A 21,026-nucleotide genomic window follows, 5' to 3' on the forward strand; every position below is an offset into this window, starting at 1 on the left:
GTTACAGCGAGCAGTTCATTTGGTCGCTGTCGGCGGGGATGGTCGCCTCGCTCCCGTCGATGCGGGCCAGCGGTTCGCTGGGCATGATCGGTGCGCCCCAGTTCTCGGCCCACTCGTCGGTGGTCGGGATGGGGTCGGCGACGGTCATGGCCGAGCGCGCCTGATTGTTGTACTCCTGGAACGTGTAGCCGCCCTCGCCTTTCGGCGTGTCCGTGACGGTCATCCCCTTCAGCGCGCTCGCGATGTCTGCGCCTTCGGTCGACCCGCCCTCGATGATAGCTTGTTGAATGGCCGAGGCGGCGGTAAACAGCCCGGACGTGAACAGGTCCGGGACGACGCCGTAGGCGCTGGTGTAACTGTCGACGAAACTGTTGTTGATCTCGTTGTCGTACTGATTCCAGTGATACCGGGTCGTGAACGGCCCGAGTTCCGCGTTCTGTATCTTCTCGCGGGTCAGCGGTTCGCCCAGCACGTTCTGGAGCGTCCCGCCGACGACGCTGTTGGTGATGCGGGTGGCGAACCCGCCGAACGCGCGGTACGGGTACTCGCCCGAGAGGAACGTGTTGAACATGGCCGGGAGCGTCGCGACGGTGAATCCGCCGACGATGCCCTCCGCCCCCGCCTCTTCGGCGTTGTCCAGCAGGCCCTCCCACTCCGCGTAGCCTCGTTCGACGAAGCGCTTACCGACGATTTCGACGCCCTCCGCCCGGAGGACGGCCTCGTAGTTGTTCACGACAGCGCGCCCGAAGGAGTAGTCCGCACCGAACAGGTACACCTTCGAAACGTCCGTCTCGTTGGCGACGTACTTCCCGCCGGACCGGGCGTCCATCGCGGTGTTCTCGCTCGCGCGAAACACCATGTCGCTGCACGTCTCGCTGCTCGACGTGATGCTGGCCGAGGCGGCCGGTCCCGCCATGTACGGGACGCCCGCCTGACTCACGACCGTCGAGATAACTCGGCTCGCCGCGCCCGAGGAGGAGCAGCCAGCGAGCATGTCCACGTCCTGATTCTCGACGAGGTTCGTCGCGGCCGTCTGTGCGGCGTCGGCCGAGAACTCCGTGTCGCGGACGTAGATGGTGTACTCCACGTCGCCGACGGTCATCGATAGTTCCCCGGTTCCGGGGTCGGCGGGGGGGTCGGTGTCGCCCTTGTAGGCCAGCCCCGAGAGGAAGCCCCAGAGCGACTGTTGCCCGTAGTACGCCAAGTCCCCGGAGAGGGGCTGAAGCATCCCGAGCGTCACCGATTGCGTGCTGTCCGACCCGCCGGTTGTGGTTCCCTCAGTCATGTCCGAGTTGCCGTCGTTTTCGCCACCTCCGCCGCCACCGTCGCTCCCACCGCCGCCATCGCCGCCGTCCTCACTGACACAACCGCTGAGTCCGGCGATGCCGACGCCGAGCGACCCGAGTACGCGTCGCCGTGTGATACTTTCTCGCATACAGGATATCATACACGAACGACCACAATAGAACGGCGCGTTAACATGTTAACCGCGAACGGCAGAACGGCAGAGCGGCGCGGACGGCGACGCGCGGCCGTCAGGAGTCGATGTCGTCGAGGGCCTGCACGACCCGTTCAATCATCTTGCGCTCGCCGCGTCGGAGGTTCTTCGAGACGGCCGGTTTCGAGATGCCGAAGTCGTCGGCCAGCGACCCCAGGGTCGCATCCCTGGGGCTCTCGAAGTAGCCAGACGAGACGGCCCGTTCGAGCGTCTCCCGCTCCCTGTCCGAGAGGTCACGACAGCCCTCGATGAGCGTCATCGCGGCCCCCGCGTTCTGGGCCACGTCGTTGAGTTCGGGCAGCGTCGTCGCCGAGCGTTCGATGATGTCGAACTCGTTGTCCCGGTCGAGTTCCGAGAGGGTGTCGTCGGCGTCACGGCCCCTGTCGAAGCCGACGTGCCAGATCTCGCTGCCTTCAGCTATGTGGAACGGTCCCGTGATGTAGCCGCCGTTGTTCCGAATCGTCCGCATCGCCGCCGTTTCGGCTATCACCGTTCGTATCTGCGCCACGTCGTCCTGCCGTCGGACCAGCGTGACGTCGTTCATGTTACGGTGGTCCTGTAGCGTCTCCAGGCCCGAGTCGAGCGCCCCGGTACCGTCTGCCTCGACGACCATCCGAGTCTCCAGTTCCCGTTGGGCGGTATCGAAGTCCCAGTGGACTGCCGCGAACGCGACACCGTGGTCTGCCGTCGTGTCGATGAACGGGCAGTCGTACTGCTCCATGTCCATTGCGATGTCGATCATAGGCAGTCCACGCTGTCATCCACTGCGTGTCTCCATAATGATAAATCATTCTGCCCACCACGGAAATAGAATCCTACGAACGGTCGCACACTCATTCCACGATTCACGTATCCTGAACCGTTCAATTCGCTGTCTCTATTTTCACATGAACGTCCACAGGGGTCTACGGCGTCCTCTGCCCCCGATTCAATAGTGTTTTAGGGTTCGCCTTGGGATTGAATGGTATGACTTTGCACGCCAGAGAGATTAACCAAGACGTACGCGAGCTTGGTGAACTTCTCGGTGATGTTCTCGAAGCGCAGTCGTCGACGGAGGCGTTCGAGATTGTCGAACGCATTCGAACATCGTCTATCGAGTACCGTCGAGGTGACGCAGAGACCCGCGAGGATGTCGGGCAGACGCTGGACCGACTGGACCCCGAGATGCAGGACATCGTCGCTCGTGCGTTCACGACGTACTTCGAACTCATCAACCTCGCCGAGGAGCGAAACCGCGTCCGCGAAATCCGCGAGGGCAGTCAGGCGGGCGTCTTAGAGGACAGCGTCCTCGACGCCGTCAAGAAGCTCTCGGACAACGGGGCCGACGCGGAGACGGTCGAGTCAGTCCTCGACGACGTCCTCATCCAGCCGACGTTCACGGCCCATCCCACGGAAGCGCGCCGCAAGACGGTGAAGGCGAAGCTCCGCTCGGTCGCCCGTGACCTCGAAACCTTAGACGAGGTTCGGCTGACCGACCGCGAAGAGGAGGTCGTCGGCCGCGACCTCCAAGCCGAAGTGACGAGCCTCTGGCAGACCCCGCAGGTCCGCGACCGGCGGCCCGAAGTCACCGACGAGGCGCTCAACGTGCAGTGGTACTTGGAGAACGTACTCTTCGAGGTCATCGACGAGGTGTACGACGAACTGGAGCACGCACTCGACGGCGAGTACGACGGCGACATCGACGTGCCGAAGCTCTACGAGTTCCGCTCGTGGGCCGGGTCCGACCGCGACGGGAACCCCTTCGTCACGCCTGAAGTCACCGAGGAGACGCTGGAACGCCAGCGAGACACCATCCTCCCGCTATACCGGAACAAACTGAAGGAACTCTCCGGTGTCCTCAGTCAGGACGCGTCGAACATCACGACCGACGACACGTTCGACGAGCGACTCAGCGAACACAAGACGAAACTCCCCGGCGTCGCGAGCGAGGCCGAGGAGCGCTACCCGGACGAACCCTACCGTCAGAAGCTCAAACTGATGCGCGAGTCGGTCCTGCGCGTCAGCGACGTTCGGCAGGGCGGCTACGACGACTCGGGCGAACTGCTCAAGGACCTCCGTTCCATCGCCGAGAGCCTGCGCGACAACAACGCCGAGACCATCGCCGAGTCCCACGTCGACCCGCTGATTCGGAAGGTCGACACCTTCGGCTTCGCGCTCGCCAGCCTCGACCTGCGGGACCACCGCAAGATGCACACCGACGCCATCGCCGAGGCCGTGGAGCGCCAGGGCATCGACTACGCCTCGATGGACGAGGACGAACGCGTCGAGTTCCTCACCGAGGCGATTCTGCAAGAAGGACAGGTCATCGACATGGAAGACGCCGAGGGCCTCTCGGACGACTCGACCCGCGTCCTCCGTCGGTTCCGCGAGACGGCCAACTGGCAGGACGAGTTCGGCGTCGACGCCATCGACACCTACGCCATCAGTTGGTGCGAGGAATCGAGCCACGTCCTCGAAGTGCTGTTCCTCGCCGACCAAGTCGGTATCGTCGACTTGCCCGGATACTGCGGGTTGGACATCGTCCCGCTCCTCGAATCCGAGTACGCGCTTTCGGGTGCGCGCCGCATCATGGGGACGCTGTTCGAGAACGACGCCTACAGCCTCGCACTGGAGGCCCGCGGTGGCGTGCAGGAAATCATGCTCGGATACTCCGACTCCAACAAGGAGAACGGGTTCCTGGCCGCCAACTGGTCGCTGTACAACAACCAGAAGCGACTGGCGAACATCACCGACGACTACGACGTGGAGATGCGCCTGTTCCACGGGCGCGGCGGCTCTATCTCCCGCGGCGGCGGCCCGATGAACGACGCGATGCTCGCGCTCCCGAACGAGACGGTCACCGGCCAAATCAAGTTCACGGAGCAGGGCGAGGCCATCGCCGAGAAGTACGCCAACCACGACATCGCCGAGCGCAACTTAGAGCAGATGCTCAACGCGCAGATTCGCGCCCGGCACAACACGATGCACGACCCCGTCGAGGAGATTCCCGACGCGTGGCGCGACGCCATGGAGACGGCCGCCCCCGCGGCTCGCGAGGAGTACCAGGACCTCCTCGGTACCGAAGGTTTCGTCGACTACTTCGAACAAGCGACGCCCATCACGGTCATCGAGAACCTGAACATGGGGTCGCGTCCGGCCTCCCGGAGCGAGGACCGCAGCGTCGACGACCTGCGCGCGATTCCGTGGGTGTTCTCGTGGACGCAGGCCCGCTGTATCATCCCCGGGTGGTACTCCATCGCGACGGGGCTGAACGCCTATCTCGACGACGGCGGCGACATCGAGACACTCCAGGAGATGTACGCGGAGTGGCCGTTCTTCCGCACGAAAATCGACAACGCGTCGCTCGCCCTCGCCCGCACCGACTTCAACATCGCTCGGGAGTACGCCGACCTCGCCGACGAAGACCTGCGAGAGCGCATCTTCCCGCGTCTGGAGGCCGAGTACGAGGAGACGGTGGACCTCGTGCTGGAAATCGCTGGTCGCGACAGCCTCCTCTCGCGTGACTGGCTGGAACAGAACCTCGAACGTCGCAACCCGTACGTCGACCCGCTGAACCTCTTGCAGGTCCGACTGCTCCAGCAGTCGCACCTCACCGAGACCGAGAAGCAGACGCTCCGACTGACGGTCCAAGGTATCGCGGCCGGGATGAAAAACACCGGATAAGCGACTTTCAGGCGCCTTCACGCCGTTCTAAACGATTATTACCACAGCTGTAGTATCTACCGAAGCTTTTAGTGTCACGCCGCGAGACGTGGCGCTATGGCAATTCAGAAGATTCTCCTCGCAGTCGGGCCGAACGATAAGGACCGCGTCGACGAACTCGCCGAGACGGTAACGGACATCGCGGGACCGACCGGTGCGGAGGTCATCGTCGCGCACGTGTTCACCGAAGACGAGTACGAGAACGTCGTCGACCGACTCGAGTTCACCTCCGTCGCGGAGGCAAACCCCGACGAAGTCGCCGACCGTCACACGACCGTCCGAGAACTTGAGAAGGTGTTCGACGGGGCCGACATCGACGTGAGCATCCGAGGGTCCGTCGGGAACCACGGCGAGCAAATCGTCGACCTCGCCGAGGAAACCGACGCCGACCTCGTGGTCGTCGGCGGCCGCAAGCGGTCCCCGACCGGCAAAGCCGTCTTCGGGTCCGTCGCCCAAGAGGTCATGCTCAACGCGCCCTGCCCGGTCACCTTCGTCCGCGGCGGCGAGTAAGGCCTTCTCTCTTCCCGCGTCTCTCGTATTTCGCCCGGGTAGCGACAGCGCTGTCGCGGGGATGGCTGAAACCGTCGGAAAAAGCGGGCTGTTCCCTCCGTCGTCACTCGACGAGTGCGGCTTGGAGCAGTTCCAGCGGGTGACGAATCTCGTAGCCCGTGCCGTGTTCCATCTGCATCGCGCAGGTGGGACACTCGGTCATGCCGGTGCTCCCCTCGGCGTGTTCCATGTGGTCGAACATCTCGTCGCCTATCTCCATGGACTTCTCGTACTTCTCTTCCTTCCAGCCGTAGGTCCCGGAGATACCTGAACAGGACTCGCCCACGTCCTCGATACCGACGCCCTCTAAGTCGCGGAACAGTTCGACGGCCTGTCGGTCGAGGCCCTGATTCCGGGCGTGACACGGAGCGTGGTAGGCGAACTCGTCGGCGAGGTCCCCTGACACGTCGGCCGCGCGAATCTCGTCGCGAATGTCCTCGTGGATTCGGAGGTATTCGATTGCTTCGAACGTGTTCGCGGCCACGTCTTCGATGCCGTCGATGTCGAACAGTTCGGGGTACTCCTGTCGGAGCGCCATCGAACACGAGGTACAGGAAGCGATGGCGTCGTACCCTTGGTCGACGAGGTCAGACATCGAGGAGACGTTCACCTCGGCGTGGCGGCGGGCGTCGTCCAACATCCCGTTGGCGAACATCGGCGTCCCCGAGCACTTCTGCTCGGGTGCGACGACTTCGTAGCCGAAGTGCTCGAAGACGTGGACCATCGCCTTGCCGACTTCCGGCGTGTTGTAGTTGGAGTAACACCCGTGGAAGTAGGCGACCTTCTTGTCGGCTTCGGCGGGTTCGCCTCGGCGCTCGCGGGCCTCGCGGGCGTTGCGTCGCGAGGCGTCGGCCCCGCCGCGGTCGGCCCACCACTCGCGGAAGGTCCGCTGGGCGAACTCGGGGAAGTCCCGTTCGCTGGTAATGCCCATCGTCTTCTCCATGACCCAGCGGGCCGGGCCGAAGTTCATCGCGAAGTTCGCGAGGCGCGGGACCTTGCTGGCGAACCACGCCGACGTGCGGTAGTTCGCGAGGATGCGGTTGCGGACGTACTCCACGGAGAGTTTGTCCATCTGCTCGCTGACGTACTCGCCGCGGGCGGTGTTGTGCATCTGGCTGAGCGGGACGCCCGACGGACAGGCGTTGTCACAGCGCATGCAGTTCGAGCAGGACATGACCGAGTCGTCTATCTCGTAGTCGTCGTCGGTCTGTTTCAGCCGCCACTGCTCGGGGCCCTGGAACTTCGGCCCGGGGAACTCGTCGTCCACCTCCGCGACCGGGCAGTTCGTGTCGCAAGTGGAGCACTTGTAACACGAGTCCGCGCCGGGTCGCAGGTCGAAATCGTCGCTGTCGGGGAACACCTCGACCGGTTCGAAGTCCTCCCCAGTGTTCGGTTCAACTGGGTCGAAGTCTGGTGATTGTGCGTCGCTCATTGTCCCTCCGCCGCGGCGCTCGTGCCCGCCGCATAGCCTGTCGCAATCGAAACGCCACTGCCCGACTTCTCGGCCGCGAAGTCGTACCCGCCCAACACGCCGCCCGCGGCACGGAGGTTATCGAACTCCACCGTGCCGTCGGCCGCCAGCGGTCGCAGGTCCGCGTCCGTCTCGACGCCGAACCCGGCGAACGGATGGTCGCCGAACACGTCGGTGTCGAACCAGTCGTATCTGTCGTCGCTGTGGGGGACGTGACACCCGAACACCGGTTCGACGACGCCTTCGCGGTCGGACTCGATGCCCTTCCCGACGAGGCCGCCCGTCGCGAGGACGTACTGGTCGGCCGACAGCGGGATTCGCGCACCGTTTTTCTCCATGAACACCCGCTCGATAACGTCCTCGCCCTCGTAGTCGACGATTGGGTTGCCAGTCTCGAAACTGGCCCCGGACTCGTCGAGCGCTTCGAACAGCGCGTCCTCGAGTCTGAGGCCGGGGAGCGACGGCGGCCCCATCGGCACCTCGAACACGTCGGCCCCCAGTCGCTCGCCGAGGTCACGGCGGACTTCATCGGCGTGGTCGTCCCCGAGAATCGACGGGAACCCGACGCGCGTCTCGTCGTCGATGAGCGGGTTCACGCGTGCAGCTAGCGCCTCGCGGGCGGGCCGTTTGCGTCCGCGAACGGCCACCTCGCCGTCGGTGTCCAGTAGCTTCGCGTACCGGGTCACTTTCGCGTCGGCCCGCAGGTCGCCGGGGAACCGAATCGTCTCGCCGCGCACGTCGAAGGGCACCCCCGCCGCATCGAGGTGGGCGGCGGCGTGGGGCGCGTCGAAGTCGGTCATCTCCTCGATGCCGACGAGGAGTACGTCGCGGTCGTCGCTGGCGATGCCCGCGGCGGCGCCGCGCGGGTATCGCGCTGTCGGCTTGACCGTCCCGCCGTGGGTCGGCAGCAGGGCGTTCGTGTCCGTGTGCCCGCCCTCGTAGTCGGTCACCTCGTCGAACATCGACATCGCCTCGCGGACGGTGTCGACGCCGACCGTTCGGTACGGATGGGAGGCGGGGAGGTCCGCCATCGCCGCGTAGGGGTCGGTCAGCGGCCCCTCGCCGTCGGGCGTGTATCCCAGCAGGTCGACGAGGCCGGAGGCGTGCCGGAGCGTACTTTGCTTGTAGGAGACGAGGCGTACGTCCGCGCCCTCGCGGGCGGCGGCGATGGCGCTGGTCAGGCCCGCGAGGCCACCGCCGACGACGAGTACCTCCGACTCAATCGCCATGCGTCCCTCCGTCGGCGGCGACGTCTGCCGCGCCGGAGTGTCCGCCGCTGTCGACGCCGGTGTCGAACGCGCCGAAATCGACCGGTTCGCGCTCGCCGCTCGCCGGGTCGTGGTCGCGGTTCTGTGTCGTGGCGTGGAGCGCGTAGTTCAGCGCCGCCTGCGAGAGTTGTTCGCCCCAGAGGGCGTGTCGCTGGCCCTTCCAGCGCTCCTGCAGGAGTTCGTCCCACGCCTCACGGGCGATGGCCTCGTCGTACTCGCCGTGGAGTTCGTTGGCCATCCGGTGACAGCAAAAGCCGCCCTGACAGTTGCCCATCGAGGCGCGGGTGCGGATGCGGACGGCGTTCAGGTCCGACCCGGACTGGCTGATGGCGTCCTGAATCTCGGCGCGGGTGACGCCCTCGCACTCGCAGACCGTCGGATTCGGGGAGTCCGTCTTCAGCACTTCGTCGGCCCGAGAGCCGAGGCGTTCGACGCTCCGGCGGCCGATGGGGGACCGGAGGCCGAACTCGTCCATGTAGTCGCGGAGCACGGAGAAGTCCTCGCTCCCGGGGAGCGGTTCTTCCGCGGTGCGGCAGTCGGCGTCGATGCCGAACTTCCCGCAGACGTGGTCGGAAATCTTCTCGCCCATCATCCGGTAGGTGGTGAACTTCCCGCCGACGATGCTGGTCATGCCCGGCAGGTCGTCCCGTTCCTCGTGGTCCAAGAGGAAGAAGTCCCGCGTGATGTCAGTCGGGTCCTCACTGCCCACGTCCGGGGGTTCGTACAGCGGGCGGACGCCCCAGAACGACCGGATGGTCCGGGCCTCCTGAAGCATCGGGACGAGTTCCGACAGCGTCTCAATCATCAGGTCGACTTCCCACTGTTTCTCGGGGTAGTCCTCGGGGTCCTCCACTTCCTCGTCCGTCGTCCCGAGGATGGCCGTCGTCTCGTGGGGGACGACGATGTCGGCGTCGCCCTTCGGCCGACAGCGGTTGATGACGGTGTCGACCTGTCGGACGTTCATGATGGTCATGACGCCCTTCGACGGGCGGACGGCGATGTCGACACCCGCCATGTCGCCGATGCGCCCTGCCCACGCGCCCGTCGCGTTGACGACGTAATCCGCCCGAATCTCCTCGGTGCCGCCTGCCGTCCCGTGGACACGTTTGCCAGCGCCGGAGGCGTGTTCGACTTCCAGGCCGACTACCTCGCCGTCTTCGACGAGGAGGTCGGTCACCTTCGAGTGCGTCTCGATACGCGCGCCGTGTTCCTGTGCGCTGGCGGCGTTGGCGACGACGAGTCGGAACGGGTCGATTGCACCGTCGGGGACGGTAATCGCCTTGTCGATGTCCTTCGCGAGGTGGGGTTCCATCTCGCGGGCCTCCTCGCCGGAGACGACTTCGGCGGGGATGCCACACTCTTTACAGCCCTCTAACTTCTTCTGGAAGTATTCCTCGTCGTCCTCCGGCCGTTTGACGAACATCCCGCCGGTCATCTCGACGCAGTGACTGGCGATGTCCCGCAGGACGCGGTTCTCCTCGATGCACTCCGTCGCGCTGGCCTGGTCCGAGACGGCGTAACGGCCCCCGCTGTGGAGCAGGCCGTGCATCCGCCCCGTGGTCCCGTGGGTCAGGTTCCCCTGCTCGACGAGGGTCACGTCGAGGCCCCGCATGGCGAGGTCACGGGCGATGCCGACGCCGGTCGAACCACCGCCGATGACGGCGATGTGTGGTGTCGATGCCATCTGTTATACCTGCGCTTCGGAGTGCATCCACTTTATTTTACCGTTGAACGGGGGTTCGCCAGTAAATTTTATCGGTAATCATGATTGTCAATGGACTGTCAGAGTCTTTTGAGGCGTCGTCTGCTACACGGTTTCACACTCGGACAGACGCGCATATTCGAGTTGTGGAGCTGTAGTACGGCCGAATTAGAGGTTATTCGAACGGTACAGAGAAGAGAAGAAGGATTTCGTATTGGTTACTAGTGGTGGCCAACCCCCAGTAACTACTATATATGATTGTGTATGACATTGCCTGTACGTGAGATAATGGTCAGCATCATGGGGAGTGTGCGGCAGGCATGAGCAGGTGGAATCCGTTTTCATCCGAGGTACCCGTCCGGTCGGACGGCGGCACGGCGGACAGCAGGGACCGCGGTGACGAGACGACAGGAACCGACGAGCGAGACCCCTCGGCGTCATCGACGAACCGAAGAGACGACACCGGAGGCGACAGTGGTGGAGACAGCGGCGACGCGGATGTCGTCGACGACGGCCCCTCACCCGACGAGGAGATAGCCCGACTCGAAGACGAACTCGCGGCCGAGCGCGCGCGGCGAGAGGAATTCCAGCGCGCCGTCGCGGACTTGGCCGAGGTGGTGGACGCGAACGCCGACGGCGATTTCACCGTCACGCCGGGGAAGCCAGCCACCGAACAGGCCCGCGTTCTCTACGATTCCTACGGTGAGTTACTGGCGGAGTGGCGCGAGACGGTCGAGCGGATGGCGTCGTTCAGCGAGCAGGTATCGTCGGCCACCGAACGAGTCGACGACCGCCTCGACAGCGTGAAAGGCGCGAGCCGCGATGTCGGCGACGCGGTCGGCGAGATTTCGACCGGGTCGCAGACGCAGAGCGAGCGCATCGGGGACATCTCCGACGAAATGCGCAGTCTCTCGGCGACCATCGAGGAGATCGCCGCCTCGGCCAACCAGGTGGCAGAGACATCGAAGGAAGCCAGTTCGCGCGGGACGAGCGCACAGCGTGCCGCTGGCGACGCGATGGACGAACTCGACCAGTTGACCGACCACGCAGAGGAGACGGCGGAAAAGGTCGAACGGCTGAACGATCTGATGACCGACATCGAGGACATCGTGGAGTTCATCACCGACGTAGCGGACCAGACGAACATCCTCGCCCTGAACGCCAACATCGAGGCCGCCCGCGCTGGCGAGGAGGGCGACGGGTTCACCGTCGTCGCAAACGAGGTGAAGAACCTGGCCAGCGAGACGAAGCGCGCGACGGACGAAATCGAGTCCTCCATCGACAGGGTTCACGACCACGCCGAAGCGACGGTCGAGGAGATGCACCATACCCAGACGACCGTCGAGAGCACCCACCAGGCCGTCGAGGAGGCTCTCGAGGAACTCGACGCCGTCGTCCAGCGCGTCGAGGACGTCGACGCGAGCGTTCAGGAGATAGACGACGCGACAGACACCCAAGCGAAATCGACCCAGGAAGTCGTCTCGATGGTCGACGAGGTGGGCGAGATAAGCGAACAGACCGCCACCGAAGCGGCGACGGCCGCCGACGCCGCACAGGAGCAAACGACGGAACTGGCGGAGGTATCGACTCGCGTCTCGACGCTGACCGAGCGCGCGGACACGCTCGAACGGACGCTCGACGAGTTCGAGTTGGACGGGGCGGCCGGGACGGCCCGGTCGGCGGACACCGTCGTCGAATTCTGGCACGCGATGGGCGGGGAGAAGGCGCTCCTGTTGGAGTCGCTGGCCCGCGAGTTCGAGGAGTCACACGAGGATATCGCCATCTCGCTCACTTCGAAGGGGAGTTATCGCGGGACGCTGAACGCGACGCTCGACGCCGCGGCCGCCGGTACCGGCCCGGCCATCGCGCAGGTGTTCGAAATCGGGAGTACGCGCGCACGCGACAGTGGATACTTCGTGCCGGTCGAGGACGTGCTTCCGGCCGACCACCTCGACTCCCTGTTGGACTCTGTCTCGAACTACTACCGCATGGACGGGAAGCTCCAATCGCTCCCGTTCAACGCGTCGAACCCGGTGCTTGCCTACAACCGCGACGCGTTCCGACAGGCGGGACTGGATCCCGACTCGCCGCCACGAACCCTCGCGGACGTTCGCTCGGCCGCACAGCGGCTCGTCTCCCGGAACGTCACGGACTACGGCATCACGTTCGCGAACTACTCGTGGTTCGTCGAGCAGTGGTTCGCCGAGGCAGACGAACTGCTCGTCGACAACGACAACGGTCGGTCGGGAACCCCACGGACCGCGAACCTCGACGGCGAGTTCGCACGGGAGTTGGTCGGCTGGCTGACAGAGATGGAATCCGAGGGCCTGTATCTCGACCCCGGTATCGAGGCCCGCGGGAAGGCCCGCAACGCCTTCCACGACGGGCAGGCGGCGATGCTCATCGGGTCGACCTCGTCGCTTCGGGCCATCGAATCCAGCGGCGACTTCGAGGTCGAAACCGGGATGTTCCCGGTACTTGGCGACCGAACGGGCGTCCTCGTCGGCGGGGCGTCACTGTGGCTGAGCGACGACCTCCCGGCCTCGACGCGGTCGGCCGTCGGCGAGTTCCTGACGTGGCTCTCGGAACCGGCCCAACAGAAGCGGTGGCACCAGGAGACGGGGTACTTCCCGGTCCACGAAGACGCGATACCCGAACTTCGGTCGGAAGGCTGGTTCGAAGCGAACCCCCACTATGCCACGGCGTTCGACCAGTTGGTCGGGACGACGGACACCACCGCGACCCGGGGCGCGCAAATCGGGCCGTTCGACACCGTCCGGACCATCGTCGAGGAAGGCATCGACAACGTCCAATCTGTCGACGAGGTGTCCGAACGGTTGACGAGAGTCAACTCGCAGGTCGAGAAACAACTCGAATCGTACGCATCAAAGCGTTAGAAGAATCATTTCGTATTTTTTATCCCTACTATGGAAGCAGTAGTAATCTTTATAATGATTCACTATATTGTTTACTCATAAGGCGGGGTCTTGGATAAACAAGGTCCGCCCATACGGAGAGAACACCAATGGCAGACACATACGTCGGTTCGATCGACCAGGGGACGACTGGAACGCGTTTCATGGTCTTCGACCACAGCGGGCAAGTCGTAGCGAACGCATACGAAAAACACGAGCAGATTTATCCGAATCCGGGGTGGGTCGAGCACGACCCTATCGAGATTTGGGAGAACACCAAGAAAGTCGTCCAGCGCGGATTGGAGGACGCAGACCTCGACGCCAGCCAACTCGAAGCGCTCGGTATCACAAATCAGCGCGAGACGACTATCGTGTGGGACAAGGAGAGTGGCAAGCCGGTCCACAACGCGCTCGTCTGGCAGGACCGCCGGACGACGGACCGCGTCGAGGAGATTCAGGAGGCGGACAAAGTCGAGTGGATTCGTGAGAAGACCGGGCTGGAAGCCGACGCGTACTTCTCGGCCACCAAGACCGAGTGGATTCTCGACAACGCCGAACCGCTGAAGATGGAGGCCTCGCGCGGCGAGGACCTTCACGACCGTGCGGAAGCGGGCGAACTCATGATGGGGACCATCGACGCGTGGCTCATCTACAACCTCACCGGCAACCACATCACTGACGTGACCAACGCGTCCCGGACGATGCTGTACAACATCCGGGACCTCGAATGGGACGACGAACTCCTCGAAGAGTTCAACGTCCCCCGTTCGATGGTGCCGGAGGTCCGACCGTCCTCCGACGAGGACTACTACGGCCACACGGACGCCGACGGCTTCCTCGGCGAGGAGATTCCCGTCGCTGGCGCGCTGGGCGACCAGCAGGCCGCGATGTTCGGCCAGACCTGTTTCGACGAGGGAGACGCGAAGAACACCTACGGGACCGGTTCGTTCTACCTGATGAACACCGGGAACGAGGCCGTCGAGTCCGACCACGGACTCCTGACCACTATCGGCTTCCAGATGTCCGGTGAACCCGTCCAGTACGCGCTGGAAGGGTCCATCTTCATCACCGGCGCGGCAATCGAGTGGCTCGAAGACGTCGACCTCATCAACAACGCCGCACAGACCGCGGAACTCGCCCGGTCCGTCGACTCGACGGACGGGGTCTACATGGTTCCGGCCTTCACCGGCCTCGGCGCGCCGCACTGGGACGGCCGCGCACGCGGCACCATCGTCGGCATGACGCGCGGCACGCGCAAAGAACACATCGTCCGTGCGACGCTCGAATCCATCGCCTACCAGACCCGCGACGTGGCCGAGGCGATGGAGGCCGACTCCGGCGTCGAACTGACCTCGCTTCGCGTCGACGGCGGGGCCGTCAAGAACAACTTCCTCTGCCAACTCCAGTCCGACATCATCCAGACGGACATCGCCCGTCCGGAAGTCGACGAGACGACGGCGCTCGGGTCCGCGTACGCCGCGGGTCTGGCCGTCGGCTACTGGGACACCGTGGACGAACTCCGCGACAACTGGCAGATCGACCGCGAGTTCAGTCCCGAGAAGAGCGCCGACGAAGTCGACAAACTCTACAGCCGCTGGGACGACGCCGTCGAGCGCTCGCTGGACTGGGCACAGGAGGAATAACGGATGGTTTCCGGTCTGCTCCTTCAGATTCCGATATTCGGCGTCGAGGTGCCGCGGTTCATCGCGCTCCTCCTCGCCGCGTTCGCGGGCGGTGCGTTCGGGGCCGCAATCGGCGCGCTCCCGGCGTTCTGTTTCACCGGGTTCATGGTCATCGCCGGTGAGGCGGTGAACATCCTCGTCGCCGAACTCGGTTCGGTACTCGACATCGCTGGCGGCGAAATCGGCGTCGGCGTCACCGGTTCCATCGCGTTCGGTCCGGTCTTCGGGCCGCACATCTCCTTCGCCGCCGGTGCCGCTGCGGCAGCCTACGCCGCGAAAAACGACGGCCTCCCGGAACCGAGCGACGGAGACTATCACCCTGCGAAGGACATCGCCTACGCGCTGGGTACCCGCCCGGACATCCTCGCCGTCGGCGGCGTCTTCGGTATCCTCGGTCTGCTGATTACCCGCGTCTCCGCGGGTATCGGCGCGCCGTGGGACCCCATCGCCATCGCCGTCGTCCTCTCGGCTGTCGTCCACCGCCTCGTCTTCGGCTACCCCATCATCGGGGCTGGCAGCAACAACCTGCTGGACATGACGCCGTTCGAGAAGGGCGAAGAACGCGTCGCCGCCGACGGCGGCACGGTCCAAGCGACCCGCCTCGCGGTCGAACCGTGGCTCCCCCACCAGTACAAGTGGGCTAACGTCGCCATGATCGGCCTCGTCGCCGGTCTGCTCGGCGGCTGGATAGCTATCGTCACCGGCAGTGCGTTCCTCGGGTTCGGTATCTCCGCGGCGTCGCTGACGTTCCTCAACCTCGGCGTCGAGAAGATTCCGGTCACGCACCACATGACCCTCCCGGCGAGTACGGCCGCACTGGCCGTCGCGCCGATGGCTGGCGAACCGACGATGATCATCGCCGCGGCCGTCTTCGGTATCCTCGGCGCACTGGTCGGCGAAGTCGTCCAGCGCATCTTCTACGCGCACTCGGACACTCACTTCGACCCGCCCGCAGCGGCCATCGTCGTCTGCACGTTCATCATCGCCGTGCTGTTCCTGGTGGGCGTGTTCCCGACGGCGGTCTGGATTCCGCTGCCCTGACAACAGCCTTTTTACTACCAACTTCCCATCTCGGGTAGACACTATTCGCACAGGCTATGGATCTCGAAGCGCGAATCAAACGACGCAGACGCCGGAACGGGGCACCGCGACTCGTTCAGGACTACGACTCGCTGTCGCCGGTGACCCACATCGACGAACCGGCCGACCGCGGGCCAGTGCTCGAGCAGTTGCTGGACCACTTGGACCCGGTGTTCGACGGAAACCTCCCGCCGAACGCGTACGTCCACGGCCCGATGGGGGCGGGGAAATCCGCCGTCGTCACGGCGCTGTTCTCCCACCTGAACCAGTTACCCAACGAGACGCGGGCCGTCATTCACACGACGACCCGCGCACACTCACCCACGTCCCCGGCGTTCGTGTACGTCGACGCGAGGAAGACGACCAGCGAGTTCGCGTTCTACCACGCCGTCTTGGACGCACTCGTCGAGGAGGCGGTCCCGGAACACGGCATCGGTACGTCGACGCTCCGCCAACAGTTGCACGAGCGACTGGGGCATTCCCGTGCCGGTGTCGTCGTGGCCGTCGACCACGTCGGCGAATCACGTAGTACAGACGAAGAAACACTCGTAGAGCTGTTCGCGGGCCTCCCGAGTAACGTCAGTTGGCTCGCTATCGGTCGGACGCCGCCACCGGAGACGACGCTGACGGAGTACACTGCCGACTCGATTCACGTCGACCGCTACCAGCGGCAGATGCTCGTCGACGTGCTGATGACGCGGGCATCCGTCGGCCTCGCACAGCAGGCGTTGGACCACGGCCTCGCCCGCCGTATCGCTGAATGGGCGGAGGGCAACGCCCACGACGCCCTCGTGGCGCTGTTCATCGCGACGGAGTTCGCCAGCGACGCGGGACGAAACCAGTTGACCGAGGGCGACGTGGAGGCCGCAATCGACGAGATTCCGGCCCCCTGTGTCTCGCTCGGCATCGTCCTGTCGCTGCCAGCCAACAGGCAGTCGGTGTTACGCGCACTCATCGACCTCGGGCCGGACGAACGCTCGTCGGTCACCGCGACCACGGAGGCAATCGGCGGTCGCTCCTCGGTGGACCTCTCGCCGGGGACGGTCAAACGCTTCCTCTACGAGATGGCCGAAGCGGGCGTCGTAGAGCGCGTGCAATCGACCGCACAGAAGGGACAGGGACGGCCCCCGAGCCGGGTCGTCCCGCGCTTCCCGCCGACGGCGTTCCGTCGGCTCTACGACCTTCGGCAGTAGCGACGCGTCGTCGCTTTTCAGAACGGTACCCAGCGACCGCTCAGCGTGCCTTCGCGGGGTCGCCGGTCCCCTCGGTGAGCGCCGAAGCGAGTGCGCCGCGAACCACCACGTCGTCGCCGAGGTTCGTCAACTGGATGTCGGGGATGTTCGACATCACCATGTCGTCTAAGCGCTCGCGTATCGGGTCGAGTACTTGCTCGGGGTTGTTGATGGCGACGGCGCCGCCGACGTAGACGACCAGCGGCGCGTAGGAGTGGACGATGTTGGCAACGCCGATGGCGTTCCAGTGACAAATCTGTTCGAGGACGTGGGAAGCGAACTCGTCTTCGCCAGCGTACTCGAACACGTCGGCCGCGTCGAACCCTTCGGTGTTGATGGGCAGGGCCGTGTCGACGGGGTCCTCGCGGTGGAGTTGGGTCGCGTAGCGCGGGATGTTCTCGCCCGAGCAGTACGCCTCCCAGTGGCCGTCGTGTCCACATCCACAGGTCATGAAGCCGTGCGGGTCGATGGTGAGGTGGCCCACTTCGCCAGCGTTACCGTCCCACCCGCTGAGGATGTTTCCGTCGACGGCGACGCCAGCACCGACGCCCGAGGAGATGGTGAGATACACCATGTCGTCGGGGTTTCGGTCCGAGTAGTAGCGTTCGCCGATGACCCCGGCGTTGGCGTCGTTGTGGAGATACACCTCGCCGGTCCCGAGCAAGTTCTCGACGGGACCGGTCAGCGGAATCCGGTCGATAGTGTCGGGGAGGTTCGCGGGGTTCTCGACGATACCCTCGGCGAGGTCCAACGGGCCGAACGAACCGATGCCCGCCGCCAGAACGTCGGTCGGTTCGATGTTCGCGGCGTCACAGGCCTCGCGAAGCGCATCGAGGACTGCTTCGGTCACCGCGATGCCGTTGGGCCCGCGTGGTGTCTCGCGTTTGTACGACGCAATCGGCGTTCCTGACGCGTCGCCGATGACGGCGCGGATGTGTGTCGCACCGAGGTCGACCCCAGCGTATGCGGCCATGTTGATGGGAAGGTCGCTCTTCCGCTACTTAATTGCACATATTCGACGCCAGCCGTGTTACCGTTCGTCGCTCAACTGCTCGCGACCGACGGCCTCCTCGTAGATGACGCCGCGTTCGGCGTCGAGCGTGATAATCGAGCCGTCTTCGACGCCGTCGAGGCGCGCGTCGGAGACCATCGGTATCGACAGTTCGCGCGCGATGATGGCGGCGTAACTCGTCAAACCTTCGTGGGCGTCGACGATGCCGCCAGCGCGACTCGTGTCGCCGATGAACTCGCCATCGAAGTTCTCGGGGACCGCGAGAATCGCGCCATCTGGCGCGTCGGTGATGTCCCCGTCCTCGACGTGGAACACCGGACCGGTGACGAGGCCCTCGACGACCGACCGCCCGTTCGCGACCGTTTCGGCGGCGACGTGGACCTTCAGCATGTTCGCCGTGTTCATGCCTTCCAGTTCGGTCATCATCCCCGAGAGGACGACGACGGTGTCGCCGCCCTCGGCAGCCTCCGTCTCCAAGGCCGACTGCACAGCGTTCTGGATGATGGCGTCGGCCCCGTCGGTAGTGTAATCGGTCGTGACGGGCGTGATGCCCCACGAGAGCGCGAGTCGACGACGGACGCGCTCACTGGGCGTCGACGCGACGATGGGGATAGACGGACGGTACTTCGCGGCCTTGAGCGCCGTGTAGCCGGATTCGGAGGCGGCCACGACGGCCGACGCACCGATGTCCCGAGCGAGGAAGCGAGCGGAACGCGCCAAGGCGTCGGTCCGCGTCCCACCGGCAGTGGGGACCCGTTGTTCGCGCGACTCGGCGTACTCTTCGCTCTGTTCCACGTCGCGGACGATGCGGTCCATCGTCTCGACGACGCGAGTCGGATGGTCGCCGATAGCCGTCTCACCGGATAGCATCACGGCGTCGGTGCCGTCCAGGACGGCGTTCGCCACGTCCGAGGCCTCCGCGCGAGTCGGCCGCCGGGAGTGAATCATCGAGTCGAGCATCTCCGTCGCGGTGATGACCGGCACGCCCGCCTGGTGGCACTTGCGGATGATGCGCTTCTGGATGATGGGCACATCTTCCAGGGGACATTCCACGCCGAGGTCGCCGCGGGCGACCATCACGCCGTAGGCGGCCTCGATGATGGAGTCGAGGTTCTCGACGGCCCCGGCGCGTTCTATTTTCGCGATAACGGGGATGTCGACGCCGCGGTCCTCTAAGGCCTGATTTATCTCGTAGATGGCGTCGCCGTCGCGGACGAAGGAGGCGGCCACGAAATCAGGTTCCATCTCGGCGGCCACGTCGAGTTCCTGTTCGTCGTTCTCGGTGATAGTCGGCAGCCCCAGTTCGACGCCGGGGACGTTGACGCCCTTCCGCGCCCCGAGTTCGCCGCCGTTCTCGACGTGAGCGAACACCACGTCGTCCTCGACGCGTTCGACCGTCGTCTCGATGCGACCGTCGTCTAAGAGGACCCGGTCGCCCGACTCGACGCTCGTAATCGACTTCGAGAGGCCGACTTCCTCGGGCGTCGCCTCGTCGCCGACGACGAAGCGAACCGTCGTCCCCTCTTCGAGTTCGATTGGCTTTCGGATGGGGGCGGTGCGGACTTCGGGACCGGGCATGTCGAGCATCGACGCCACGGGCGAGTCGACGGCCTCGTCGACCTCTCGAATCCGTTCTATCATGGTCCGGCGGTGTTCGGGCGAACCGTGGCTCGCGTTGAGTCGCGCGACTGACATACCGGCCTCCGCGAGCGAGGCGATATCCTCGACTGACTCGGAGGCCGGGCCGAGGGTACAGACTATTTTCGCGCTACGCATCGGCCTGTCCTCCGGGGAAAAACGATAGTGAACTCGCACTTCGGTGAATCATACTGAAGCGTACTAAGCCGGGGGATAAGAATCTTGTCGGATGTCGCAGAATTATCCCGCGGTTCGGCGATTATCGGGATATCGCTTCGGTGTCGCCTTCGATGACTTCGCGGACTTCCGCTGGTGAGACGACGGCGATGTCGCCCGGGACCGAACGTTTCAGCGCGGCCGTCGCCGCGCCCCACGCCAGCGCTTCGGGAACGGACTCGCCCGCGAGGTACTGCGAGAGGAAACCGCCCACGAAGGAATCTCCCGTGCCGACCGGGTAGGCGTTCGACGCCTCGAAGGTCGGTTGCTCGTAGACGGTGTCGTCTTCGAGCGCGAGAGCGCCCTTCGAACCCCGGGTGACGACGGTCACGTCGAAGCCGTAGTCGTCCGCAAGTCCGCGGGCGACGGACTCGGCGTCACCGGTTCGGCCGAGTACCGTCTCGGCGTCGCGGCGGGCGGCGACGAGCACGTCGATGTCGGGGAACAGCTCGGTCAGGACCGACTTCGCCGTCGCGGGGTCCCACAGTTTCGACCGGTAGTTGAGGTCGAAACTCGTCACGGTGTCGGCGTCCTGCGCCATCGAGAGGACCTCCGCGGTCGTCGTTTCGAGGGTGTCGGAGAGCGCGGGAGTGATACCGGTGGTGTGGAACCCGGTGGCGTCCGCTATCGTTTCGGTCGGGAGTTCTCCCGTCTCGGCGGTGGTCACGCTGGCGTCGGCCCGGTCGTAGATGACCTCGTTGCCGCGGGGCTTCTGTCCCTGTTCGAGGTAGTAGGTCCCCTGTCGGCCCGCTTCGGGGTCGTCCCAGACGATGTCGGTGTCCACGCCGTGGTTCCGGAGTTCGCCGACGACCCGACGGCCGACGGGCGAATCGGGCAGTTTCGAGGTCCAGACGGCGTCGAGGCCGAGTCGCTGGGCGGCGACGGCGACGTTCGACTCCGCTCCGGCGGCCCGAACGATGTACTGGTCGGCGGTCTCTAATCGCTCCTCGTCGGGTGGAGAGAGCCTGAGCATCGTCTCTCCGAATGTGACCAGGTCTGTCATGTGCCCACCTCGTCGCCCGCTCGGTATAAATCCCTGAGAGACGCGTCGGCCGCCGGAT

14 protein-coding genes are annotated in these 21,026 nt (G+C 64.9%); 6 read left to right on the forward strand and 8 right to left on the reverse strand.

The genetic code is table 11. From position 1 onward, the window contains the following. Position 1 precedes the first annotated feature (1 nt). Both NJQ44_RS10435 and NJQ44_RS10440 read right to left on the reverse strand, forming a co-directional pair. Positions 2-1,435, reverse strand: coding sequence for an ABC transporter substrate-binding protein (locus NJQ44_RS10435; protein WP_284440252.1), 1,434 nt, complete (start codon positions 1,433-1,435; stop codon positions 2-4). Positions 1,436-1,535: 100 nt separating this feature from the next. After that, on the reverse strand, positions 1,536-2,240 hold the full coding sequence (locus tag NJQ44_RS10440; RefSeq protein WP_254271288.1) for a helix-turn-helix domain-containing protein: 705 nt from the start codon (positions 2,238-2,240) through the stop codon (positions 1,536-1,538). Positions 2,241-2,464: 224 nt separating this feature from the next. Here NJQ44_RS10440 and ppc point away from each other — a divergent pair, with 224 nt between their 5' ends. Beyond that, positions 2,465-5,161 carry a phosphoenolpyruvate carboxylase gene (gene ppc, locus NJQ44_RS10445; protein WP_254271289.1) on the forward strand — a complete coding sequence of 899 codons (2,697 nt, stop codon included), beginning with the start codon at positions 2,465-2,467 and terminating at the stop codon, positions 5,159-5,161. A gap of 96 nt (positions 5,162-5,257) precedes the next feature. Then, positions 5,258-5,710 carry a universal stress protein gene (locus NJQ44_RS10450; protein ID WP_254271290.1) on the forward strand — a complete coding sequence of 151 codons (453 nt, stop codon included), beginning with the start codon at positions 5,258-5,260 and terminating at the stop codon, positions 5,708-5,710. Positions 5,711-5,813: 103 nt separating this feature from the next. Here the strand turns inward: NJQ44_RS10450 and NJQ44_RS10455 are convergent, their stop codons facing one another. Genes NJQ44_RS10455 through glpA form a run of 3 tightly spaced genes read right to left on the reverse strand, consistent with a single transcriptional unit; the run spans position 5,814 to position 10,172 of the window. Beyond that, entirely contained in the window at positions 5,814-7,181 is a 1,368-nt protein-coding gene (locus NJQ44_RS10455) for an anaerobic glycerol-3-phosphate dehydrogenase subunit C (RefSeq protein ID WP_254271291.1), read from the reverse strand. Further along, positions 7,178-8,449, reverse strand: a complete 1,272-nt coding sequence (gene glpB / locus NJQ44_RS10460; protein ID WP_254271292.1) for a glycerol-3-phosphate dehydrogenase subunit GlpB — start codon at positions 8,447-8,449, stop codon at positions 7,178-7,180. Before glpB ends, NJQ44_RS10455 begins: the two co-directional genes overlap by 4 nt. Then, complete coding sequence (gene glpA / locus NJQ44_RS10465) at positions 8,439-10,172, reverse strand: anaerobic glycerol-3-phosphate dehydrogenase subunit GlpA (RefSeq protein WP_254271293.1); 1,734 nt, start codon at positions 10,170-10,172, stop codon at positions 8,439-8,441. The genes glpB and glpA overlap by 11 nt, the downstream gene beginning before the upstream one ends. Positions 10,173-10,510: 338 nt before the next feature. On the opposite strand from glpA, the gene NJQ44_RS10470 reads away from it, so the two are divergent. From NJQ44_RS10470 to NJQ44_RS10485, 4 genes are all read left to right on the forward strand, one after another. Beyond that, positions 10,511-13,087 carry a methyl-accepting chemotaxis protein gene (locus NJQ44_RS10470; protein ID WP_254271294.1) on the forward strand — a complete coding sequence of 859 codons (2,577 nt, stop codon included), beginning with the start codon at positions 10,511-10,513 and terminating at the stop codon, positions 13,085-13,087. Positions 13,088-13,215: 128 nt separating this feature from the next. Next, positions 13,216-14,748, forward strand: coding sequence for a glycerol kinase GlpK (gene glpK, locus NJQ44_RS10475; RefSeq protein ID WP_254271295.1), 1,533 nt, complete (start codon positions 13,216-13,218; stop codon positions 14,746-14,748). A 3-nt stretch (positions 14,749-14,751) separates the two neighbouring features. After that, positions 14,752-15,828: a DUF7973 family transport facilitator gene (locus NJQ44_RS10480; protein ID WP_254271296.1), complete on the forward strand. Its 1,077-nt coding sequence runs from the start codon at positions 14,752-14,754 to the stop codon at positions 15,826-15,828. A 56-nt stretch (positions 15,829-15,884) separates the two neighbouring features. Further along, the gene (locus NJQ44_RS10485; protein WP_254271297.1) at positions 15,885-17,060 is read left to right on the forward strand and encodes a Cdc6/Cdc18 family protein; all 1,176 of its coding nucleotides are present in this window, start codon (positions 15,885-15,887) and stop codon (positions 17,058-17,060) included. Positions 17,061-17,100: 40 nt separating this feature from the next. Here the strand turns inward: NJQ44_RS10485 and NJQ44_RS10490 are convergent, their stop codons facing one another. The 3 genes from NJQ44_RS10490 to kdgK1 all read right to left on the reverse strand — a co-directional run bounded on the left by NJQ44_RS10490 (position 17,101) and on the right by kdgK1 (position 20,968). Further along, positions 17,101-18,072, reverse strand: a complete 972-nt coding sequence (locus NJQ44_RS10490; protein ID WP_254271298.1) for an ROK family protein — start codon at positions 18,070-18,072, stop codon at positions 17,101-17,103. Between the two features lie 57 nt (positions 18,073-18,129). Further along, positions 18,130-19,887, reverse strand: coding sequence for a pyruvate kinase (gene pyk / locus NJQ44_RS10495; protein WP_254271299.1), 1,758 nt, complete (start codon positions 19,885-19,887; stop codon positions 18,130-18,132). Positions 19,888-20,008: 121 nt separating this feature from the next. Then, positions 20,009-20,968, reverse strand: a complete 960-nt coding sequence (gene kdgK1, locus NJQ44_RS10500) for a bifunctional 2-dehydro-3-deoxygluconokinase/2-dehydro-3-deoxygalactonokinase (RefSeq protein WP_254271300.1) — start codon at positions 20,966-20,968, stop codon at positions 20,009-20,011. Positions 20,969-21,026 lie beyond the last annotated feature (58 nt).

The sequence above is a fragment of the Haloarcula marina genome, assembly GCF_024218775.1.
In the GTDB taxonomy this organism is placed as follows: Archaea; Halobacteriota; Halobacteria; order Halobacteriales; family Haloarculaceae; genus Haloarcula; species Haloarcula marina.

Coding starts and splice junctions, on each gene's coding strand:
- NJQ44_RS10490 (WP_254271298.1), bottom strand. CDS start 18,072: ATGGCCGCATACGCTGGGGTCGACCTCGGTGCGACACACATCCGCGCC.
- NJQ44_RS10440 (WP_254271288.1), bottom strand. CDS start 2,240: ATGATCGACATCGCAATGGACATGGAGCAGTACGACTGCCCGTTCATC.
- glpB (WP_254271292.1), bottom strand. CDS start 8,449: ATGGCGATTGAGTCGGAGGTACTCGTCGTCGGCGGTGGCCTCGCGGGC.
- NJQ44_RS10480 (WP_254271296.1), top strand. CDS start 14,752: ATGGTTTCCGGTCTGCTCCTTCAGATTCCGATATTCGGCGTCGAGGTG.
- NJQ44_RS10485 (WP_254271297.1), top strand. CDS start 15,885: ATGGATCTCGAAGCGCGAATCAAACGACGCAGACGCCGGAACGGGGCA.
- kdgK1 (WP_254271300.1), bottom strand. CDS start 20,968: ATGACAGACCTGGTCACATTCGGAGAGACGATGCTCAGGCTCTCTCCA.
- glpA (WP_254271293.1), bottom strand. CDS start 10,172: ATGGCATCGACACCACACATCGCCGTCATCGGCGGTGGTTCGACCGGC.
- NJQ44_RS10455 (WP_254271291.1), bottom strand. CDS start 7,181: ATGAGCGACGCACAATCACCAGACTTCGACCCAGTTGAACCGAACACT.
- NJQ44_RS10470 (WP_254271294.1), top strand. CDS start 10,511: ATGAGCAGGTGGAATCCGTTTTCATCCGAGGTACCCGTCCGGTCGGAC.
- glpK (WP_254271295.1), top strand. CDS start 13,216: ATGGCAGACACATACGTCGGTTCGATCGACCAGGGGACGACTGGAACG.
- ppc (WP_254271289.1), top strand. CDS start 2,465: ATGACTTTGCACGCCAGAGAGATTAACCAAGACGTACGCGAGCTTGGT.
- NJQ44_RS10435 (WP_284440252.1), bottom strand. CDS start 1,435: ATGCGAGAAAGTATCACACGGCGACGCGTACTCGGGTCGCTCGGCGTC.
- pyk (WP_254271299.1), bottom strand. CDS start 19,887: ATGCGTAGCGCGAAAATAGTCTGTACCCTCGGCCCGGCCTCCGAGTCA.
- NJQ44_RS10450 (WP_254271290.1), top strand. CDS start 5,258: ATGGCAATTCAGAAGATTCTCCTCGCAGTCGGGCCGAACGATAAGGAC.